Source organism: Caballeronia sp. dw_19 (genome assembly GCF_018449515.1).
In the GTDB taxonomy this organism is placed as follows: Bacteria; Pseudomonadota; Gammaproteobacteria; order Burkholderiales; family Burkholderiaceae; genus Caballeronia.
This window is the reverse complement of the sequence record NZ_JAAVUQ010000026.1, coordinates 39,298-55,072: the sequence shown is the minus strand read 5'-3', so window position 1 is coordinate 55,072 and position 15,775 is coordinate 39,298. Positions and strand designations below refer to the sequence as shown.

Genomic DNA, 15,775 nt, shown 5'->3' with positions numbered 1-15,775 from the left:
GAGGTTCGCGAGCCGCGCTTTGCCCGGGCATTTTCACGTCTGCACCCTGCGACATGCTGAAGTAGACGCTCGTGAACTCCGGAGCGCCCGGAAGCTTGCCCTGCGGCCAAATCATTGGGCTACGCCCTGCAGGCTAAACCAGCCTGACCATCAATTGTCGCGACTCGAAACTGGAAAAGCATCGACAGACGGTTTCCAGTGTGAGTCCCAGCAGGCTGCCAATTTCGCTTCGCGTGCGACACAGGCGGTGAAGAGCACGTCATTCTTCGTAAGACGGAGTTGCCCGGAGAGTGGTCGCTGGGTGTACAAGCGGCGCGCACAAGCAATAGCGGTTCATGGCACAAAGCTCGCAACGACTGCGTGCCGGTGTGCCGGTGTGCGTTGAGGGTTGCCGTGAAGGACAGGCTTCATACGATGACGGCTGGACTGAATGAGCGTGAGCGATGCAGGCGACGCGTCATGGCACGCAATTGGCCAACGTGAAACGCTACTGTTTCGGGAGAGAGCCAGACTACTGATGGAAGCTTCGCCGTCAGTCGACTCGCCGATACATGCGGCCCCTTGGGCTGTGTTCGCCTGCTGAAACGGCCAACGTGCGGCGAAACAACCTCGCATGTGCGGACCGGCATCCTCTCAACACGCGATTCCCGGTCGAACAGGGAGTGCCTGGGTGCTCATATCGCTCGCCAATATGCCTGGACCTGGCATGGTCTATCCATAAACGATCAGATGTCGTCGATGGTGACTCATTGCACGTACCCGGAAATGTTCTTTATATTTTGTGGATTCCTTATCCATTTATCGCGGCACAGCACAATGTTGCGCAGCAAAATAACGTCACCTCCCGGCTTCGTCAAACGGAGAAGACTGAGCACATCCACGCCGTACCGCAGTCTTAGGTACGGCACGCGGTTGCTACAACGATAGCAGTGCCGGAGCCGCCTGGTGGGCAATCGCCTCGCCGCTCGGTACACCGGGCGGAGTGAGTTCTCCCGACCGTCGTGGCTGGTCATGTCCGCCCGCTTTGCATTTTCTGTGGTTATCCTAAACGATACAAACGGCAGCGCACACCTGATGGGGCGAACCTGTCATTCGTCCGTTCGCGGCGAAGCTGTGGTGCAGTTTCCAGCCCCATGTTTCACGCTAGTGAAAGTTTGACTTCGGTTTTCCATTTGCAGCACTTTGGCGAAAAAGTGACGACAGTGTCAATGCGCCGACCATGATGAGGTGTGGGGCTACATCGACCTGTACATCCAACCGGTTGCGGGTTTTTTCAGCGCTGGAATTTGCCTACCAACCGCAGCAGGAAAACGTTCTCTTAGCTACTAGCGAAGCTGTTGGAATCCCGTTGCTATGATGCGCGATATGGCGCGACGCCATCCACGCTTTGCGTGACGGCGCGCAAGCTGCTGTCATCGAGACGCACGGTGATCTCAAGTCCCCGTCGCTGCTCCTGGAGGTGCCAGTCGACGCAATGACCGTGACGTCGTCCCCGGATTCCCTGAGATCTCGACATGCTCGACGTGCAACCAGCCCACTACATACAGCGCCATATAGCTTGCACGATTCACCAGTTACGCCGCGCATGTGCATTGCCATGCCCTCTCGACAATATCCAGACGCCTGCGGCGATCACAACAGCCACTACGCCCGCCACACACAATGCCGATGCGAAACCACTGGCGAAACTTACCCGGGCGGCATGCGTAAGCGACGCTCTCGCTATAGGCGACAGATGAGAAGTCGCCTGCACAACATCTCCGGCCAGCACGCTCGAAAGAAAGTCAGCGCCAAGCACGGTGCCGGACCCATGTATGGCTGCGGCACTGGAATCAAGGCCAACGCGCGTCTGCGCAGCAAGCACCGCGCCAAGCACCCCTACCGAGGTGACAATCGCGGTGAACCGGGTCGTCGTACTGATGCCGGAAGCCATGCCGGTGCGATTTGTCGGCACGCGCGCCATGATCGCCTTCTGCGTGTCACCGTTGAGTATGCCCGCACCTAAACCCGTCAGCAGCATCCCGATCGCGACGAGCCCGTAGCGGGCATCGCCGGCCACGAACGCGGTGGCTAGGTTCCCCGCTCCAATGAGCAATAATCCGACCATCAATACTGAATGACCGTGGATCCTTGTTCCGAGCGCTGAGCCGATATAAGGTCCTGCGATCATCGCGATCGCGAACGGCAGCATACCTAGACCCGCAGCGATTGCAGACAGACCAAATGCGTTTTGCAGATAGAGCGGCAGAAAAGTCATCATGACTTGAGCGCAGGCCGCATAGCCAAACATCGCCAGCACAGCAGCGACGAACCGCGGTTGCCGAAAGAGCGCCAGATCGATCATTGGGTGCTGCTTGAGTCGTTCGACTTGGACAAATCCGATCAATAACAATACACAGCCAGCGAACCGCAGGACTGTAGGCAAGCTTCCCCAGCCGTCAGTAGGCGCACCAATAAGTCCCCAGATCCCGAGCGAGAGTCCCGCACCAAACAGCACGCTGCCCAGGACATCGACCGCGCTCGCATTTGGATTGAACGAATCACGAATACCGACTTTGACACATACGGCCAAAACCGCACACACGGGTAAATTCAATAGAAAAATCCAGCGCCAGCCTATCCATTGAGTGATTGCCCCCCCTATCAGGGGCGCCGCAGTCGTTGCAAGTCCCATGCATGTACCCCACACCGCCCAGGCTCTAGCTCGCTCCGGCCCTTCGTGAAACGTATGCGCGATGATGGCTAGCGCCGATGTCAGGAACATCGCCGCGCCGAACCCTTTCGCCGCGCGCGCGACGTTGAGAATGAACATCGACGGCGCTAGTCCACATCCGAGCGACGCGAGCGAGAACACGGCCAAACCGAGCATCAATATTTTCTTCCTTCCAATGCGGTCGGCCAAACCGCCCGCCGCCAGCAGACACGACGCAAACGCCACCATGTATGCGCTCACCACCCATTCGACGTCGGCAAAGCTCGCGTGAAATGATCTTGCTATGGCGGGTAAGGAAACGGCAACGACGTTGGCATCTAGCACGGTAAGCGAACACGCTACCGATGCAGTAACGAGCACAAATCGTCGTGCGCCCGCCGTCAGCGGCGGTAGATCGGTGAATCCTGGCTTTGGCGCCGCGCCCGGTTGACTATTCAAATGAGCTGCTACCGCTGGACCGACCTCGGAAAGACTCGTAACTGTTTCTTTACTACGCGTTATGGACATGGGCCTACGACCAAGACTGGACAATGACTCCGATGATATGCGCGGCACCGTTTCCAGTCATTAATATAGAATTGCAGAATAATTAACGAAAATGTAAATTCCATGCGGCTACCAGAACTCCGGCATATACGATGCTTCGTTTGCGTGGCGAAACATCTTCATTTCTCGCGGGCGGCTGAGGAACTCGGCATTGCGCCGCCCTCGCTTACCAAGCAGATCCAAGAGGCGGAGAGGCTGCTCGGCGTGCGGCTATTTCACAGGACCAAGCGCTCGGTCGCACTGACAGATGCGGGCGAGGCATACCTTGTTGACGCGCTTGCGGCGCTTGAACATTTGACTCGCGGGGCCGAACGCGCATCGTTCGCCGAGCGAGGCGAGCTCGGGCGAATCGCAGTAGGCTATGTGGCATCAGCCGCCTATGCAGGAGTGCTGCAACAGACGATCAGAGCGTTTCGCGCCAGTCATCCTCGCATCGAGTTCGATCTCGTCGAGGTTGCGATGGACCGTGTCGTGTCCATGCTTAGCGATGAACAAATTGACGTGGCCTACGTTCGTCCTCCGATCCAATACCTGGAGGGCATCCAAGCGGTAACGGTGTACCGCGATACCTTCACACTGGCGCTACCAACGGACGCCGTACTCTGCGCATTTGATGCCGTAGCGCCCGCTCAGTTGCGTGGTGAGCATTTCGTCGTGCCCGAGCAGGAATTCGGCACATTGGAAGTTGCTCGGCGAGGACGATTCACTCCCATACTGGGACCCCGCCCCGGAACGCTAGCGGCAGTACTGGCTCAAGTAGCATTGGGCGGGAACGTCGCCATTGTTCCCCACACGCTCGCCTCCTGTGTGGCCTTGCCTGGCATTACCTACCGGCCCATTTCAGGGAAAGCGATTCCCTCCGAAGTCGCGGCTGCATTTCGCCGCCATGAGCGAGCCCCAGCTGTAAAGGCCTTTCTTCAATATGTCCGTCAAAGTTTGCCTGATTGACTCGCCATGTTTGAGGGAGCGAACTCGAAATTGATATCGGCACGACCGGGCCGCCGCAAACCACAACACGGTCTTCATTGTGCCAAAAACAGGCACGGCGTCGAATGAATGCAATGGCCAAGCAGAGGCGCTATGGGGCCATCCGACTAACTCATGATCTGCTTGAGCCAGACGATGAAATCCGCAACCTCTGGGCGCTTGACATTGTCCGGTGAGGCGGTCAGATAGAACCCATAGGTGGATGGCGCACTCAGTTCAAAGAGCCGGACGAGCGTACCGGCGCTCAGATACTGTTCGGCCATTTTCTGGCGCGCAAGTGCGACCCCCTGGCCATTGATACAGGCCTCCAACAAAAGCCCCATGTCGAAATAGTCCACATCGGCTTTCGGTTCCGGCCAATCAAGCCCCGCTGCGTTCAGCCATGGTCGCCAGGGCTCCAAAGCGCTGCGCAACAAAACAGCACGGGCTAGATCCGGCGGGTTTTCAAACCCGCCGTGACGTGCGAGGTACAGCGGGCTGCATACGGGAAAGGCCGGCTCGTGGGAGAGTAAAAATGTTTCCAAGCCTTCATAGATGCCGTCTCCGAAGCGAATTTCGACATCCGCGTCATCGGCCTTCAAACCCACGAGAGGAACCGAAAGCTGCAGGACCGCATTCAGGTTCGGGTGACGCTCAAGGAATTCTGGTAGTCGAGAGACCAGTATCTGCCGGGCGAAGCTCGGGGGCGACGCGATCCGGAGTGTGCGAGTGCTCGAACTCCGTGAAGCCGCAACCGGATAGTAATTCAGCGCCGCCAACGATGACTTGACGACCTCCAGATATTCGGCGCCACGCGGGCTCATTGTGTATTCACCGTTTGGCCCGGTGAAAATCTTGAATCCGATTCCATCCTGCAGTTGCCGCAGCCGATGACCTACAGCACTAGTCGACACATGCAACTCTTCGGCGGCCTTGGTTAAGCTGCGTAAGCGCGCGACTGCTTCGAAGGCGACGAGACAATGGATTGGAGGAACGAGATAGCGCATGACATCGGGTTCAGGTGAACGTGGCATGTCATGTTACGGACGCCCGTGTCCACGTCAATACCGATTGACCCGATGCCTTCATCGAGTCAGGCGCATATGCGATCTGACGATCTGCGGCCTTCGAAGGAGGGGCTTCCTCACCCGAACGTGGGCCGCGGATCCAGACCGCAAGGGCAGGCTTGCGTCGTGGTACGCAACTACTCGCAATGCCGTGCAGCCGCGACCCGTTCTCTCAACGCTCGCGTCACCAAACCACGGTCACTTCCAACGCTGAACATACGCACACCGCGAGCAAACCAATGCGCACGTTCGGCAGACATATCAGAAGCAGATTCCGAGAACAAGGAGGCGACCACGTCTACACCGCGCTGCTGCGCTTTTTCGACGACTAGCTCCAGTGCCGCGGTGACCTCGGGGTGCAGCACCTGCCCCGGGTAACCCATCTCGTGAGCCAAATCGAACGGCCCGAGCGCAATGGCGTCGATCCCCTCTACCGCGAGAATCTCGTCGATATTGGCAACGCCCGCGGTGGTTTCGATCAGCGCCCACACGGAAACGTTGGCGTTCGACCATGTCGCAAAGCCATTCCAGTCGGATGTTTGATAGTTAGTGGCCCGCGTACCGGGACAAGCACCACGCATGCCGCTGTTACCATCCGCCTTGTACCGAGCCGCGTTAACTATCGCCTGCGCCTGAGCTCGCGTCGACACATTGGGTACGATTACCCCCATCGCGCCTGCATCGAGTGCCCGCATGATCAAGCTCGGCTCGTGGCTCGGCACACGAAAAAGCGGCGTGATGCCGAACACGTCTGCCGCGCGAAACATGTGCACCGCTGTTTCAAGTTCAAACGATCCGTGTTCTGCATCTATCCACACGAAATCGTAGCCCGACGCGCCGCACATCTCCACCATCTCAGGCGACGAGAGCTGAACCGTCACGCCAGCGATAAGATCTCCTTTGCGGTCGCTGTTCTTGACTCGATTGACACGCTGCTTCGTATAGCCCGACATTTTCCCATCCTTCGATTAATGAACCTGTGACGATGTAAGTGCAAAACTTTCCTCGCTCGACCCGACTGCTGCATTACTTCGTCTCACAGCCAACGCCTGCTGCATGTCGGCGAATTTGCTATACGCCTCGGCGTCCGGGCGCAGCAGGGAAGCGATAACGCCGGCGGCAAAGGAAAGTGGTATTGAAAACAAACCCGGGTTTTTCATCGGGAAGCACCACCAGAGACGTGCGAATTCCTCCGGCGTGCGGTGTAGAACGTCGATTTGAACGGTAGGCGAAAGCACGATCAGCAATACGGCCGAGCCAGCCCCGACGAGAATTGCCCACACGGCGCCAGCAGTCGTTAGCCGCCGCCAGAAGAGCGCCAGCATGAGTACCGGAAAATTGGCGGAGGCAGCGATCGAATAACTTAGGCCCACCATGAATGCAACGTTTTGATGCTGGAAAGCGAGTGCTAAAACGACCGCAGTGGCTGAAATTGCCGTAGCCGCAATCCGTGCCACCCGGGCCTCGTTTGTGCGGCGGCCGCGTCTTATAACGCCTCCCCAGATATCGTGAGCAAAGGTTGTCGCGGCAGAAAGCAGCAGACCCGCGACAACCGCCAAGGTCGTCGAAAATGAGATGGCGCAGATATATCCGAAGAACGCGTTGCCGCCGAGCAGACGGCTCATCAAGGGAACGGCCATGTTGCCCCCGCCACCGGCAGCGCCAATGGCTGATCGGCCCACGAGAGCGAGGCACCCGAAACCCAGCAACAGAACCATGATGTGGAATACACCGACTAAGCCCGTGCAATACAAGGCCGAGCGACGGGCTTCGGCGGCCGAACGCACAGTCAGAAATTTCGTCAGGATTTGCGGCATGCCGAGAGCGCCGACCGTCATGGCCACTCCGAGAGAAATCGTGTCCCATCGAGCCAGTCCATGGGATGGACGCGGCGCGAGCGTCTCAACGCCGTAGGTGTCAGAGACGGCGCGAAATAGCGCGAAGATACTGAAATTGAACTTCGCCAGGACCATTGCCGTGAGAACAACAGCGCCACCTAACAATAGTCCCGCCTTTACAATTTGTACCCACGTGGTCGCCAACATACCGCCAAACAGGACATAGCAGAGCATGAGCACCCCGACGCAGGTCACCGCGGGCAGATATGGCATTCCGAAGATCAGATCAACCAGTCCACCGGCCGCAATCAATTGCGTGATCAGATAAAGCAGGACGATTGGGATACTCGCCAAACCAACGGCAATTCTCACCGGCTGTTTGGCCAGGCGCCAGGCAATCACGTCGGTAAGCGTGAAGGTGCCGAGCCGCTTGATCGGTTCGGCCAATATAAACAGGATTAATGGCCAGCTCGCCACGACACAAACGCTGTATAGAATGGCATCGAAACCGTTCAGGGCCAATGCACCGGTCATCCCCAGCAACGCAGCGGCGCTTAGGAATTCGCCAGCCATCGCGAAGGCGTTCTGTCCAGCACTGATCTGGCCTCCCGCGTTGAAGTATTGGCTCGCCGATTTTGTTCTCTGGGACGCGAAGACGGTAATTCCAACGGTGATAATCAAAAACCCGATAAAACAAAGCAATGCTGGTCCATTGCCGTGAGCGATAATATTCATTATTAAGTCCCCTCTCAAATGTCGCTTTCCAAGCGCTCTATTAATACGTAATAAGCGAGGCTTATTATCAGTGCAGTCGCAATCAAGGCGGGCTCAACGATAACGCCCCAAGTGACTCCGGGTGCGACCGTGGATGAAAATACGTCCCGGCCGAAGGTGAACATGCCAATGAATGCGGTAAAGATGGCAACAATGACGACTGTAAACCACGTTGAAAGACGCTTTCTTCGCTTATTCATGCTCCCGTCTTCACAGCTTTTATCAACCGCCCATATTTGCTCTTTCATATTTGGCAACTCCGAAGAAAATTGTTTAGCTGGCTTGATATTTCAAGGAATGCCAAAGTGCGATGCGCGAACTCCATGCTCAGATTGTTGCCCCAGTGATGAAGGGACACAATTGAGAAATTTCTCCTGGATGCCGCCAATTCTTTTCAATGTGCGCCGGAGGTGGCGGAGCGCACTAGCTCGCGTCCGTCTCTCATTGCTCATAGACGCGCTCGTCGCTCGGTAACGGAGCGCATTACATCCGCCGTTCATCGACGAAACGCGCTGTGCCTCCCGAAATCTCGAAAGTTCGTTGATCCTGCTATTGCAAGAGCGAACCTACTTCGCGGCGGCAATAGAAAAGTTCGACCTGCCTTCGCGCCTGAGCGTTGTATTCGTGCCAGTGCGGCAAGTTGGATCAAAGCTAAATCGCTACGACAATGCGTCCTCGATTCGGCACGCGAGTTTCCTTGCGGCACTCTTTCCTACGTCAGATGATGCTGCTCTTCATCGACTATTTGGCTAAAGTAAGCGAACTGGTGCGAAGACTCGTGTTCTAAACGACGCGGTTGGCATTGCCACAAGCAACATTTTCGTCATCAAACTGCTCCCCCCGGCGGCAGTAGTACATCGACCATATCCACAAAACACTCGACGATGGTTTCCATCAGCGTGCCAGGCCCGAAAACCTGATGGACGCCTTGCCGCTTGAGCTGCATTACGTGCGCGGCGGGAACGGTGCCCCCGACCGCAACCGAAATCGGCGATCCACACAGCCGTAGCGCATCCACGAGCTGCGGTATCAGTTCGAGGTGAGCGCCCGAAAGCGACGAGATGCCCACTACATCCATCGACATGTTTACCGCCTGCGCTGCAACCTCGCCCGGAGACTGAAACAGATATCCGAGCACAACTTCGAACCCAGCGCCGTCAAGTGCCGCTGCGACGAGCTTCGCTCCGCGATCGTGGCCGTCCTGTCCCATCTTGGCAATAAGCACCCGCGGCCTGCGCCCGATCCTCTCGCTCAAGCGTCCCACGCGCCCGCAGGCACTCCGCCATGCCTGACCGGCCAGATCGGACCCACGGTGGGCGCGCTCCTCGCCATAGATGCCAGCACTAAACCGCTGAGGCATCGTGTATCGAGGCCACACTCGTTCCAGCGCCCGAGTACATTCCCCAAGCGTTGCCCGCGCCCGAACGCATTCAATTGTCAGCGCTAGCAGATTGCCCTCCCCGCTTTGAGCCGCGTCCGTCAACATCGAGAGCCGGCGCGCTACCATGTCGCTGTCCCGGTCCTTCCTAAGGTGGGAAAGACGGGCGACCTGTTGAGCGCGAACGAGGGCGCCGTCGATCTCCAGGCATCCAGAAAAGGCGCCATCATTCTCGCTCGACTGAAAGCGATTGACGCCCACGACCACCTGTTGCCCGTCATCGATATGGGCCTGGGTTCTCGTCGCAGATTCATGAATCTGGCGATGCACCCAGCCGGAGCGGATCGCCTCGAGCACTCCGCCCTGTGCATCAATCGCATCCATTGCCTCGGAAACGCGCCGAGCGATATCCGCGGTCAGCGTTTCCATCATGTACGACCCGGCCCAGGGATCGATCACATCGCGAAGCCCCATCTCGTGTTGCATGATGAGTTGAGTATCCCGGGCGAGGCGCGACGCATCCGCGCTCGGCAATGCGAGCGCCTCATCGTAGGCGTTCGTACGCAAGGACTGGGTCCCACCGAACACAGCGGCCATCGCCTCAATGGTCGTGCGCACGACATTGTTCTGAGGTTGCTGCGCGGCGAGCGACCAGCCGGACGTCTGGCAGTGCATGCGCAGCGCCCCCGCCTTTGCAGTGCGAGCACCTGACTTCGCCGTCAAGTCTGACCAGATAAGCCGCGCGGCGCGTAACTTTGCGATCTCGACATAGAAATCGGTACCGACGCCGAAAAAGAAACTAAGCCGGCTGCACAAGGCGTCGATGTCCATACCACGACCGCGCAACTCATCGATATACGCGCGAGCGTTCGCGAAGGTCAGCGCAAGTTCAAGCACCGCGTCCGCGCCGGCCTCCTGGAAGTGATAGCCGGATATCGACATCGCGTTGAACTTCGGCACATGTGTCGTCAGATAGTCAACGACATCCGCCGCAATGCGCATCGACGGGACCGGTGCGAAGATCCAGGTGTTCCGCACCATGTATTCCTTCAGGATGTCGTTCTGGATCGTCCCGGCAAGCTGCGCGGGTGCGACGCCCGATTCCTCAGCCGCCACGATGAAAGCCGCGAGAACAGGCAGCACCGCGCCGCTCATCGTCATCGATACAGACACTTCATCGAGTGGGATCTGCGCAAACAGGCGCTTCATGTCCTCAACACTGTCGATCGCAACGCCCGCCATTCCGACATCCGCGTACGCCCGGGGATCATCGGAGTCATAGCCACGATGCGTAGGCAGGTCGAATGCGATAGACAAGCCCTGAGCGCCCTCGGCAAGCGCCGCGCGCAACGCAAGGTTCGAATCCGGCGCATCCGCATAACCCGCATACTGGCGAATGGTCCATGGTTTCTGCGTATACATCGTCGGGTACGGACCGCGCACGAACGGCACTTCGCCCGGCTTGCTCGCGAGATGCTCGATCCCCTCCAGGTCCGCTGCCGTATAGAGCGACTTTGGTTTGACGCCATGCGCCGGGTTGCGTGACCTTGTCATTAACTTTTCCACCGCTTATGGGTCACCACGTCGGCGATCTTCTGATTGTCCAGACCGCGACGTACCTCACACCAATGCGTGAGGCCGTGATCGTCCGAACGCTCCAGCACATACCCGAGCCTCAGTGTCTCGCCCACATTGACGTTCCCATGGAAAAAAAGATCCCGGCCCACGACGGCCGGCCGATCGGCGAAGCGGTGTCGCTGCCATTCGCCGCGGTCCACGAAGGCTTGAAAGCTCGCGAAGTAGAGAAACTCCGCACCGTTGAAGTCGTTGTTCGGACATGGAAGAAACTCCAGGGACTCATTGTGAATAATATTTTGGTCGGCAGCATCCACAACACGGGACAGGCCCATGTGACCGCGCCACTGCCCGGTTCGAAACTGCTTGCCGATTTGCGCCAGCTCGCGGGCCTCGTTCGGAGGTACGCAAGACGTTCGCTCCATCGACGCGAATGCGCCCCGTGCGACGGAGCGGTTATCGTGAGCGAGTTCGCGCCGCACGAATGTCGATGTCATCGAGACTCGGGCGATCGTCGCGCCCGCCACGCTGACCGTGTGGTGACTGAAGTGCCGGGCACCGCCCGTACGGCACAGTTGCGTGCCAATTTCGAAAGCGTCGTTTTCTTTTATCGATACGAGTGACGCATCTCGCAGCCGTACTGCCGTAAAAGCGGCATAGGATTTGTTGCCGGTATCGTCGATAAATTCGGGTACGGCATGACCTGCGTCGGCAGCCAGCGCCTCCCAATGGCGATGACCGCATTCCTTGAGCAGCCAGTTCTCCGACAGGCCGTTAAGCGCGAGTTGCGGCATGCCGGCCCGATACTCTTTGAGGGATATCGTCATCGGTCAGGCTGCGAGTTCGACGGGTGATCGCGCGCCCTGTTGCTGAGCCGCGCGGATAGTCTGCACGATATGCTCCGCGTCACGAGCGATGCCCGAGAAGCGGCCCGATCCCCACGTGTGCAGCCACGGTAAGCCAACAAAATACAGCCCCGGTAGCGACGTGATGCCCCGTTGGTGCCGCGGATACCCTCGCGCGTCGAAGATAGGTGCATCGATCCATGTAAAGTTCGGTGTAAAGCCAATGCACCATATAACGGAGCCGATACCAGCGGCGTGAAGATCCAGGATCGTGCGTTCAGCAGGCGGCGTCCAGACCGGCGCATAGGACACACCCGGTGGAGCATCAATGCCGCTCTTCTCGATGAACGCATCGATACCGGCATTGATTCGGTTATAGGTATCGTCCGCATCGTCCAGATTGGCAGTTAGATTCGCGGCGAAACGCAGTTGGCCGTCGCGCAAGTCTTCAAGCTTGCCAAATAGCTCCATGCCTTCGGCCGCGAACTTGCGCAGGTCGATGTCGCGGCCGCCGTCGCGCCCGGTGACATAGTGATTGGTGTTATCGCGCACGCCCTCGCGTAATGGATGCTGGTCCACCGGCATATCGTAATACTTCATGTCGGCGAGCCAGTCGACTACATCGCGTCCCCGGTAGAAACGCGCACAGCGCGGCGCCTCGCCAACGGCAAGATAGACCTTGCGTCCCGCAAGATGCAGATCCTCGGCTATCTGCGCGCCTGACTGCCCTGAACCAACCACGAACACCGCGCCGTCAGGAAGTGCCTGGGGGTTCCGGTACTCCGACGATTGTATTTGCTTGATCGTCCCCGGCAAGCGCGCAGCCATGTTCGGTACGATAGGCGTCTGATAGCCGCCCGACGCGACCACGACCTGGTCGGCCGTAAAGTCGCCGCGCGTTGTCGAAACAGCGTAGACACCGTCCTCTCCACGCGTGACACGCTGAACATGTGTGTGTTCGAGCACGGGCGCATTGACCATTCTGATGAAGCCGTCGAGATACTCGATGATCTCGTCCTTCTTCATGAAGCCGTGTGGATTGTCGCCACGATAGGGATAGCCCGGCAGCGCGCATTGCCAATTGGGTGTAACAAGACAGAACGCATCCCAACGCTGACTGCGCCAGGTGTGAGTGACCGTTTCCTTTTCAAGCACGAGGTGATCAATGGCCGCCTGCTTCAGGTAATAGCTGATCGAGAGGCCCGCCTGACCGCCGCCCACGACGATGACACTAAAGTGCGTGCCGGAAGCAGGCGGGATGACGGAAGCGTGAGAGGTCTGCGACATAGTGGCTCCTTGCATTTGAGCGTGGGGTCAGCCGCGTGCGGCGGACGGTTGGGACGACAGTGGCAGTTGGCCGCATTGGGTTAAACAAGCAGCTGTCGCTTCGAAAAATGGAGCGAACTGGCGAGCTCAGTGTCAAGCTCATGCGTTAAACCGCGTCAGCGCTACAAAACCGCTTTGCGGGGTCATGCACGGGGGATAGCGTTCGAGCTTCGCGCGCATGAGATGGTGCGGCCGTCCGAGCAGGTGTTCTTCTGCACGCACCTCCCAATGAAGACGCCGGAAAAGCGGCACATTCTGGCTTTGCACATGTGCGAGAAAGGTTGTGCAACCGAGCGCATGGGCACTGCTGACCGCCAGCTTGATCAGTGTTGCGCCGATCTTGCCGTGGCGCCGGAATGCGGCATGCACGGCAAGACGCGAACCAAACCACACGCCAGGTTCTTCCTCGTGAATGCGCACGGTACCGACCACCTGTTCCGGCATCCCCGCGATACAACTCAATGCGACCAACTGCTGAGCATGCGGGTCGATCTCATCACGGTCATCGCCCACGAAGATCCCCTGTTCGATGCAGAACACCGCACGGCGCAGCGCGTGCGCTTGATCGGCCTCCCACGGCAGCGTGGTCCACTTGATGCGGTATTCAGTCGGAGTGTAGAGGCGGGCAATATCTTCGATATCGGCAAGCATGATCAGACCTCGTAGGATGACAACGTGTTCATGCAAATCCCGATGAGAATAAAAAGCTATTCATGGGCATCGACGTAGGCCCTCACTGTATTCAGACGGTCCAGGTGTGAATGACGAGCGCGTTGTCCTTGCGGTGAAGCAATTGGATATCGAGCACATCGAGCGGACTGACCGGACGGATGCCTTCAATCAGGGAGGCCTCACCGTGTCCATAGAGCGCCTGCAACGCAAAACGGCACGCGTAGACCTTACCGTCCTCTTCCATGAACTTCGTCAGTTGCTTGTTGAAGTTCAGGTGGCCGGGAAACGCTTCGTCGCCGAGTGTGGGAAAGCCGCGCTGCAGGCCTAGCGTCACGCCCGGACCGTACAGCAGCACCGACGTTTCGAAGCCCTTGCGTTGCAAGCGCGTAGCCTGAAGCAGATTGACGAAGCCAATCGAGCCTTCGAAGGCGACCGTATGGAAAGTAACGAGCGCCTTCTCACCGGGTTCCGCCTTGACGTCCTCGAATACCTTCTCTTCATAGTCGACCAGATAATCGCCTTTCTTATGCATAGGTATATTGACTGCGGGCATTTGGCACTCCAATTAATTGTTTCAAGTTTCAATAGCATCGGACTTCTTGTCCTGCATCGTGACCAACAATGCAACCCTCATGCCATCAGAGGTCCAACCAAATGCGATCAATGCACGATCAATAAAGCGATCAATACGACTAGGGTGCGAAAAAATTTCATTGGTACACCAGCTTCCGGGCGTTGCCGGCAAGTCCACATCGCGCCGTGCACCACGCCGGCGATATCGATCATCCGGATACGCGCAACGGTGGTGCAGCTATGCCCTCAGCGGGGCGAAATACGATCAAGTTACAAACAAATGCGATCATTCATTATTGCCGCACCAAGGTTGGATGATCATTGCTTGCTTAATCGCATGAAGCAAAGCCAATCGCCCTCGCAGACGAGTTCTTCGGAAAACGATCGGCGCGATACTTTAAAAAAGCCGATCATGTTAACTATGTCAAATCAATTAATTGTCTAGGAAGCCCGCCGGCTAAGGCTCTGCTCTATTTCACTCGCCGCGCACAACCGGAATTCGTTGTGTTAGCCGCCACCCACTCTGCAATCTCCGCCGCAGCCACGCCTCGCGTGATGATGGTGAAGCCTGGACGGAGTGGTGCTTTAGACGCGCCAGGAGATAAAGCCGCCACCTCCACCCCGCCTCCCCCTGGGTCGAGCTGGACACCGTACAAGCCGCCGCGCGCCATGACGATGCCTTTGAGACGCAAAAGTGCCGGCCCAAAACGATGCTGTGCCTGAATCAGCGCAGGTGCGATCCGGTCGATGTCGACGTCGTCGGGCAAACCCAGAAATGCGCTGTCGATCGTCGCCGTGTGGTCATGCGCGTGATGATCATGGTCATGTGCCGCATGCCCCCGATGCACCCGTGGCAATGCTTCCAACGGAACAGCCAAAAGCTCCAGCACCCCCTCGATCGGCAGCGATGCCTTGGCCGACTTCAAGATAGGGACATGCGGCGACAATCTTCGGATCACCGCTTCCGCATCCGCCATCTGTTGGGCATTCGAGAGGTCGGTTTTCGTGACGACCATCAAGGAGGCTTGTTCGACTTGGTGGCGGCACTCCTCATGCATTGCCACCTGTGCCGGCCCGCTGCGTGCGTCGAGCATTGTCACCGTTCCGGCGATACGATAACGCTCCGCAAGCAACGAATGCCGAGCCAGCATGTCAAGGATCGGTCCTGGATCAGCGACTCCCGTCGTCTCGATCAGCACCCAGGATATCGGCGGAATTTCGCGGCTCAATTGCTGCCAAAAAAGGCGTTCGAGCGTTGCCGCCAGGTCTTCGCCCGCGGTACAGCAGGCACAGCCGTTCTCGAGCAACAGCGTTTGCTCGCTCGAGCTTTGGATCAGGCGATCGTCGATACCGACTTCGCCAAATTCATTGACGATTGCCAGCGCTCCCGAGAGCGCCGGCGAACGCAGCCATTGGGCCAGCAGCGTGGTCTTGCCGCTGCCCAGGAAACCGGTGATCAGCAGGATTGGCGAGGTTCGAATCTCGGCCATTATCGGCTCGCT

Annotated in this window: 12 protein-coding genes; 1 reads left to right on the top strand and 11 read right to left on the bottom strand. The window is 58.0% G+C overall.

The window, feature by feature from the left end; genetic code table 11:
* Window positions 1–1,567: 1,567 nt before the first annotated feature.
* A complete protein-coding gene (locus HB376_RS28050) occupies window positions 1,568–3,220 on the bottom strand; it encodes an MFS transporter (protein WP_213766978.1) in 1,653 nt (550 codons plus the stop codon).
* Window positions 3,221–3,322: 102 nt separating this feature from the next.
* Between HB376_RS28050 and HB376_RS28045 the strand changes: the two genes are divergently transcribed.
* Window positions 3,323–4,207, top strand: a complete 885-nt coding sequence (locus HB376_RS28045) for a LysR family transcriptional regulator (protein WP_213766977.1) — start codon at window positions 3,323–3,325, stop codon at window positions 4,205–4,207.
* Between the two features lie 146 nt (window positions 4,208–4,353).
* On the opposite strand, the gene HB376_RS28040 is transcribed toward HB376_RS28045, so the two are convergent.
* The 10 genes from HB376_RS28040 to HB376_RS27995 form a co-directional block, all read right to left on the bottom strand.
* Complete coding sequence (locus tag HB376_RS28040; protein ID WP_255631609.1) at window positions 4,354–5,232, bottom strand: LysR substrate-binding domain-containing protein; 879 nt, start codon at window positions 5,230–5,232, stop codon at window positions 4,354–4,356.
* 197 nt (window positions 5,233–5,429) lie between these two features.
* Window positions 5,430–6,245, bottom strand: coding sequence for an aldolase/citrate lyase family protein (locus HB376_RS28035; protein WP_213766975.1), 816 nt, complete (start codon window positions 6,243–6,245; stop codon window positions 5,430–5,432).
* Between the two features lie 15 nt (window positions 6,246–6,260).
* Window positions 6,261–7,865 (bottom strand): cation acetate symporter, encoded by a 1,605-nt coding sequence (locus HB376_RS28030; protein ID WP_213766974.1) that lies wholly within the window; start codon window positions 7,863–7,865, stop codon window positions 6,261–6,263.
* A 14-nt stretch (window positions 7,866–7,879) separates the two neighbouring features.
* Window positions 7,880–8,152, bottom strand: a complete 273-nt coding sequence (locus HB376_RS28025) for a DUF485 domain-containing protein (protein WP_213766973.1) — start codon at window positions 8,150–8,152, stop codon at window positions 7,880–7,882.
* 578 nt (window positions 8,153–8,730) lie between these two features.
* On the bottom strand, window positions 8,731–10,836 hold the full coding sequence (scpA, locus tag HB376_RS28020) for a methylmalonyl-CoA mutase (RefSeq protein WP_213766972.1): 2,106 nt from the start codon (window positions 10,834–10,836) through the stop codon (window positions 8,731–8,733).
* A complete protein-coding gene (locus HB376_RS28015) occupies window positions 10,836–11,651 on the bottom strand; it encodes a Pnap_2097 family protein (RefSeq protein WP_255631608.1) in 816 nt (271 codons plus the stop codon). Before HB376_RS28015 ends, scpA begins: the two co-directional genes overlap by 1 nt.
* Window positions 11,652–11,687: 36 nt before the next feature.
* On the bottom strand, window positions 11,688–12,989 hold the full coding sequence (locus HB376_RS28010) for an MSMEG_0569 family flavin-dependent oxidoreductase (RefSeq protein WP_213766970.1): 1,302 nt from the start codon (window positions 12,987–12,989) through the stop codon (window positions 11,688–11,690).
* 138 nt (window positions 12,990–13,127) lie between these two features.
* Window positions 13,128–13,679 (bottom strand): MSMEG_0567/Sll0786 family nitrogen starvation N-acetyltransferase, encoded by a 552-nt coding sequence (locus tag HB376_RS28005; RefSeq protein WP_213766969.1) that lies wholly within the window; start codon window positions 13,677–13,679, stop codon window positions 13,128–13,130.
* Window positions 13,680–13,770: 91 nt separating this feature from the next.
* Window positions 13,771–14,253, bottom strand: a complete 483-nt coding sequence (locus HB376_RS28000; RefSeq protein ID WP_213766968.1) for an MSMEG_0572/Sll0783 family nitrogen starvation response protein — start codon at window positions 14,251–14,253, stop codon at window positions 13,771–13,773.
* 490 nt (window positions 14,254–14,743) lie between these two features.
* Window positions 14,744–15,763: a GTP-binding protein gene (locus HB376_RS27995; protein WP_213766967.1), complete on the bottom strand. Its 1,020-nt coding sequence runs from the start codon at window positions 15,761–15,763 to the stop codon at window positions 14,744–14,746.
* Between the last annotated feature and the right edge of the window lie 12 nt (window positions 15,764–15,775).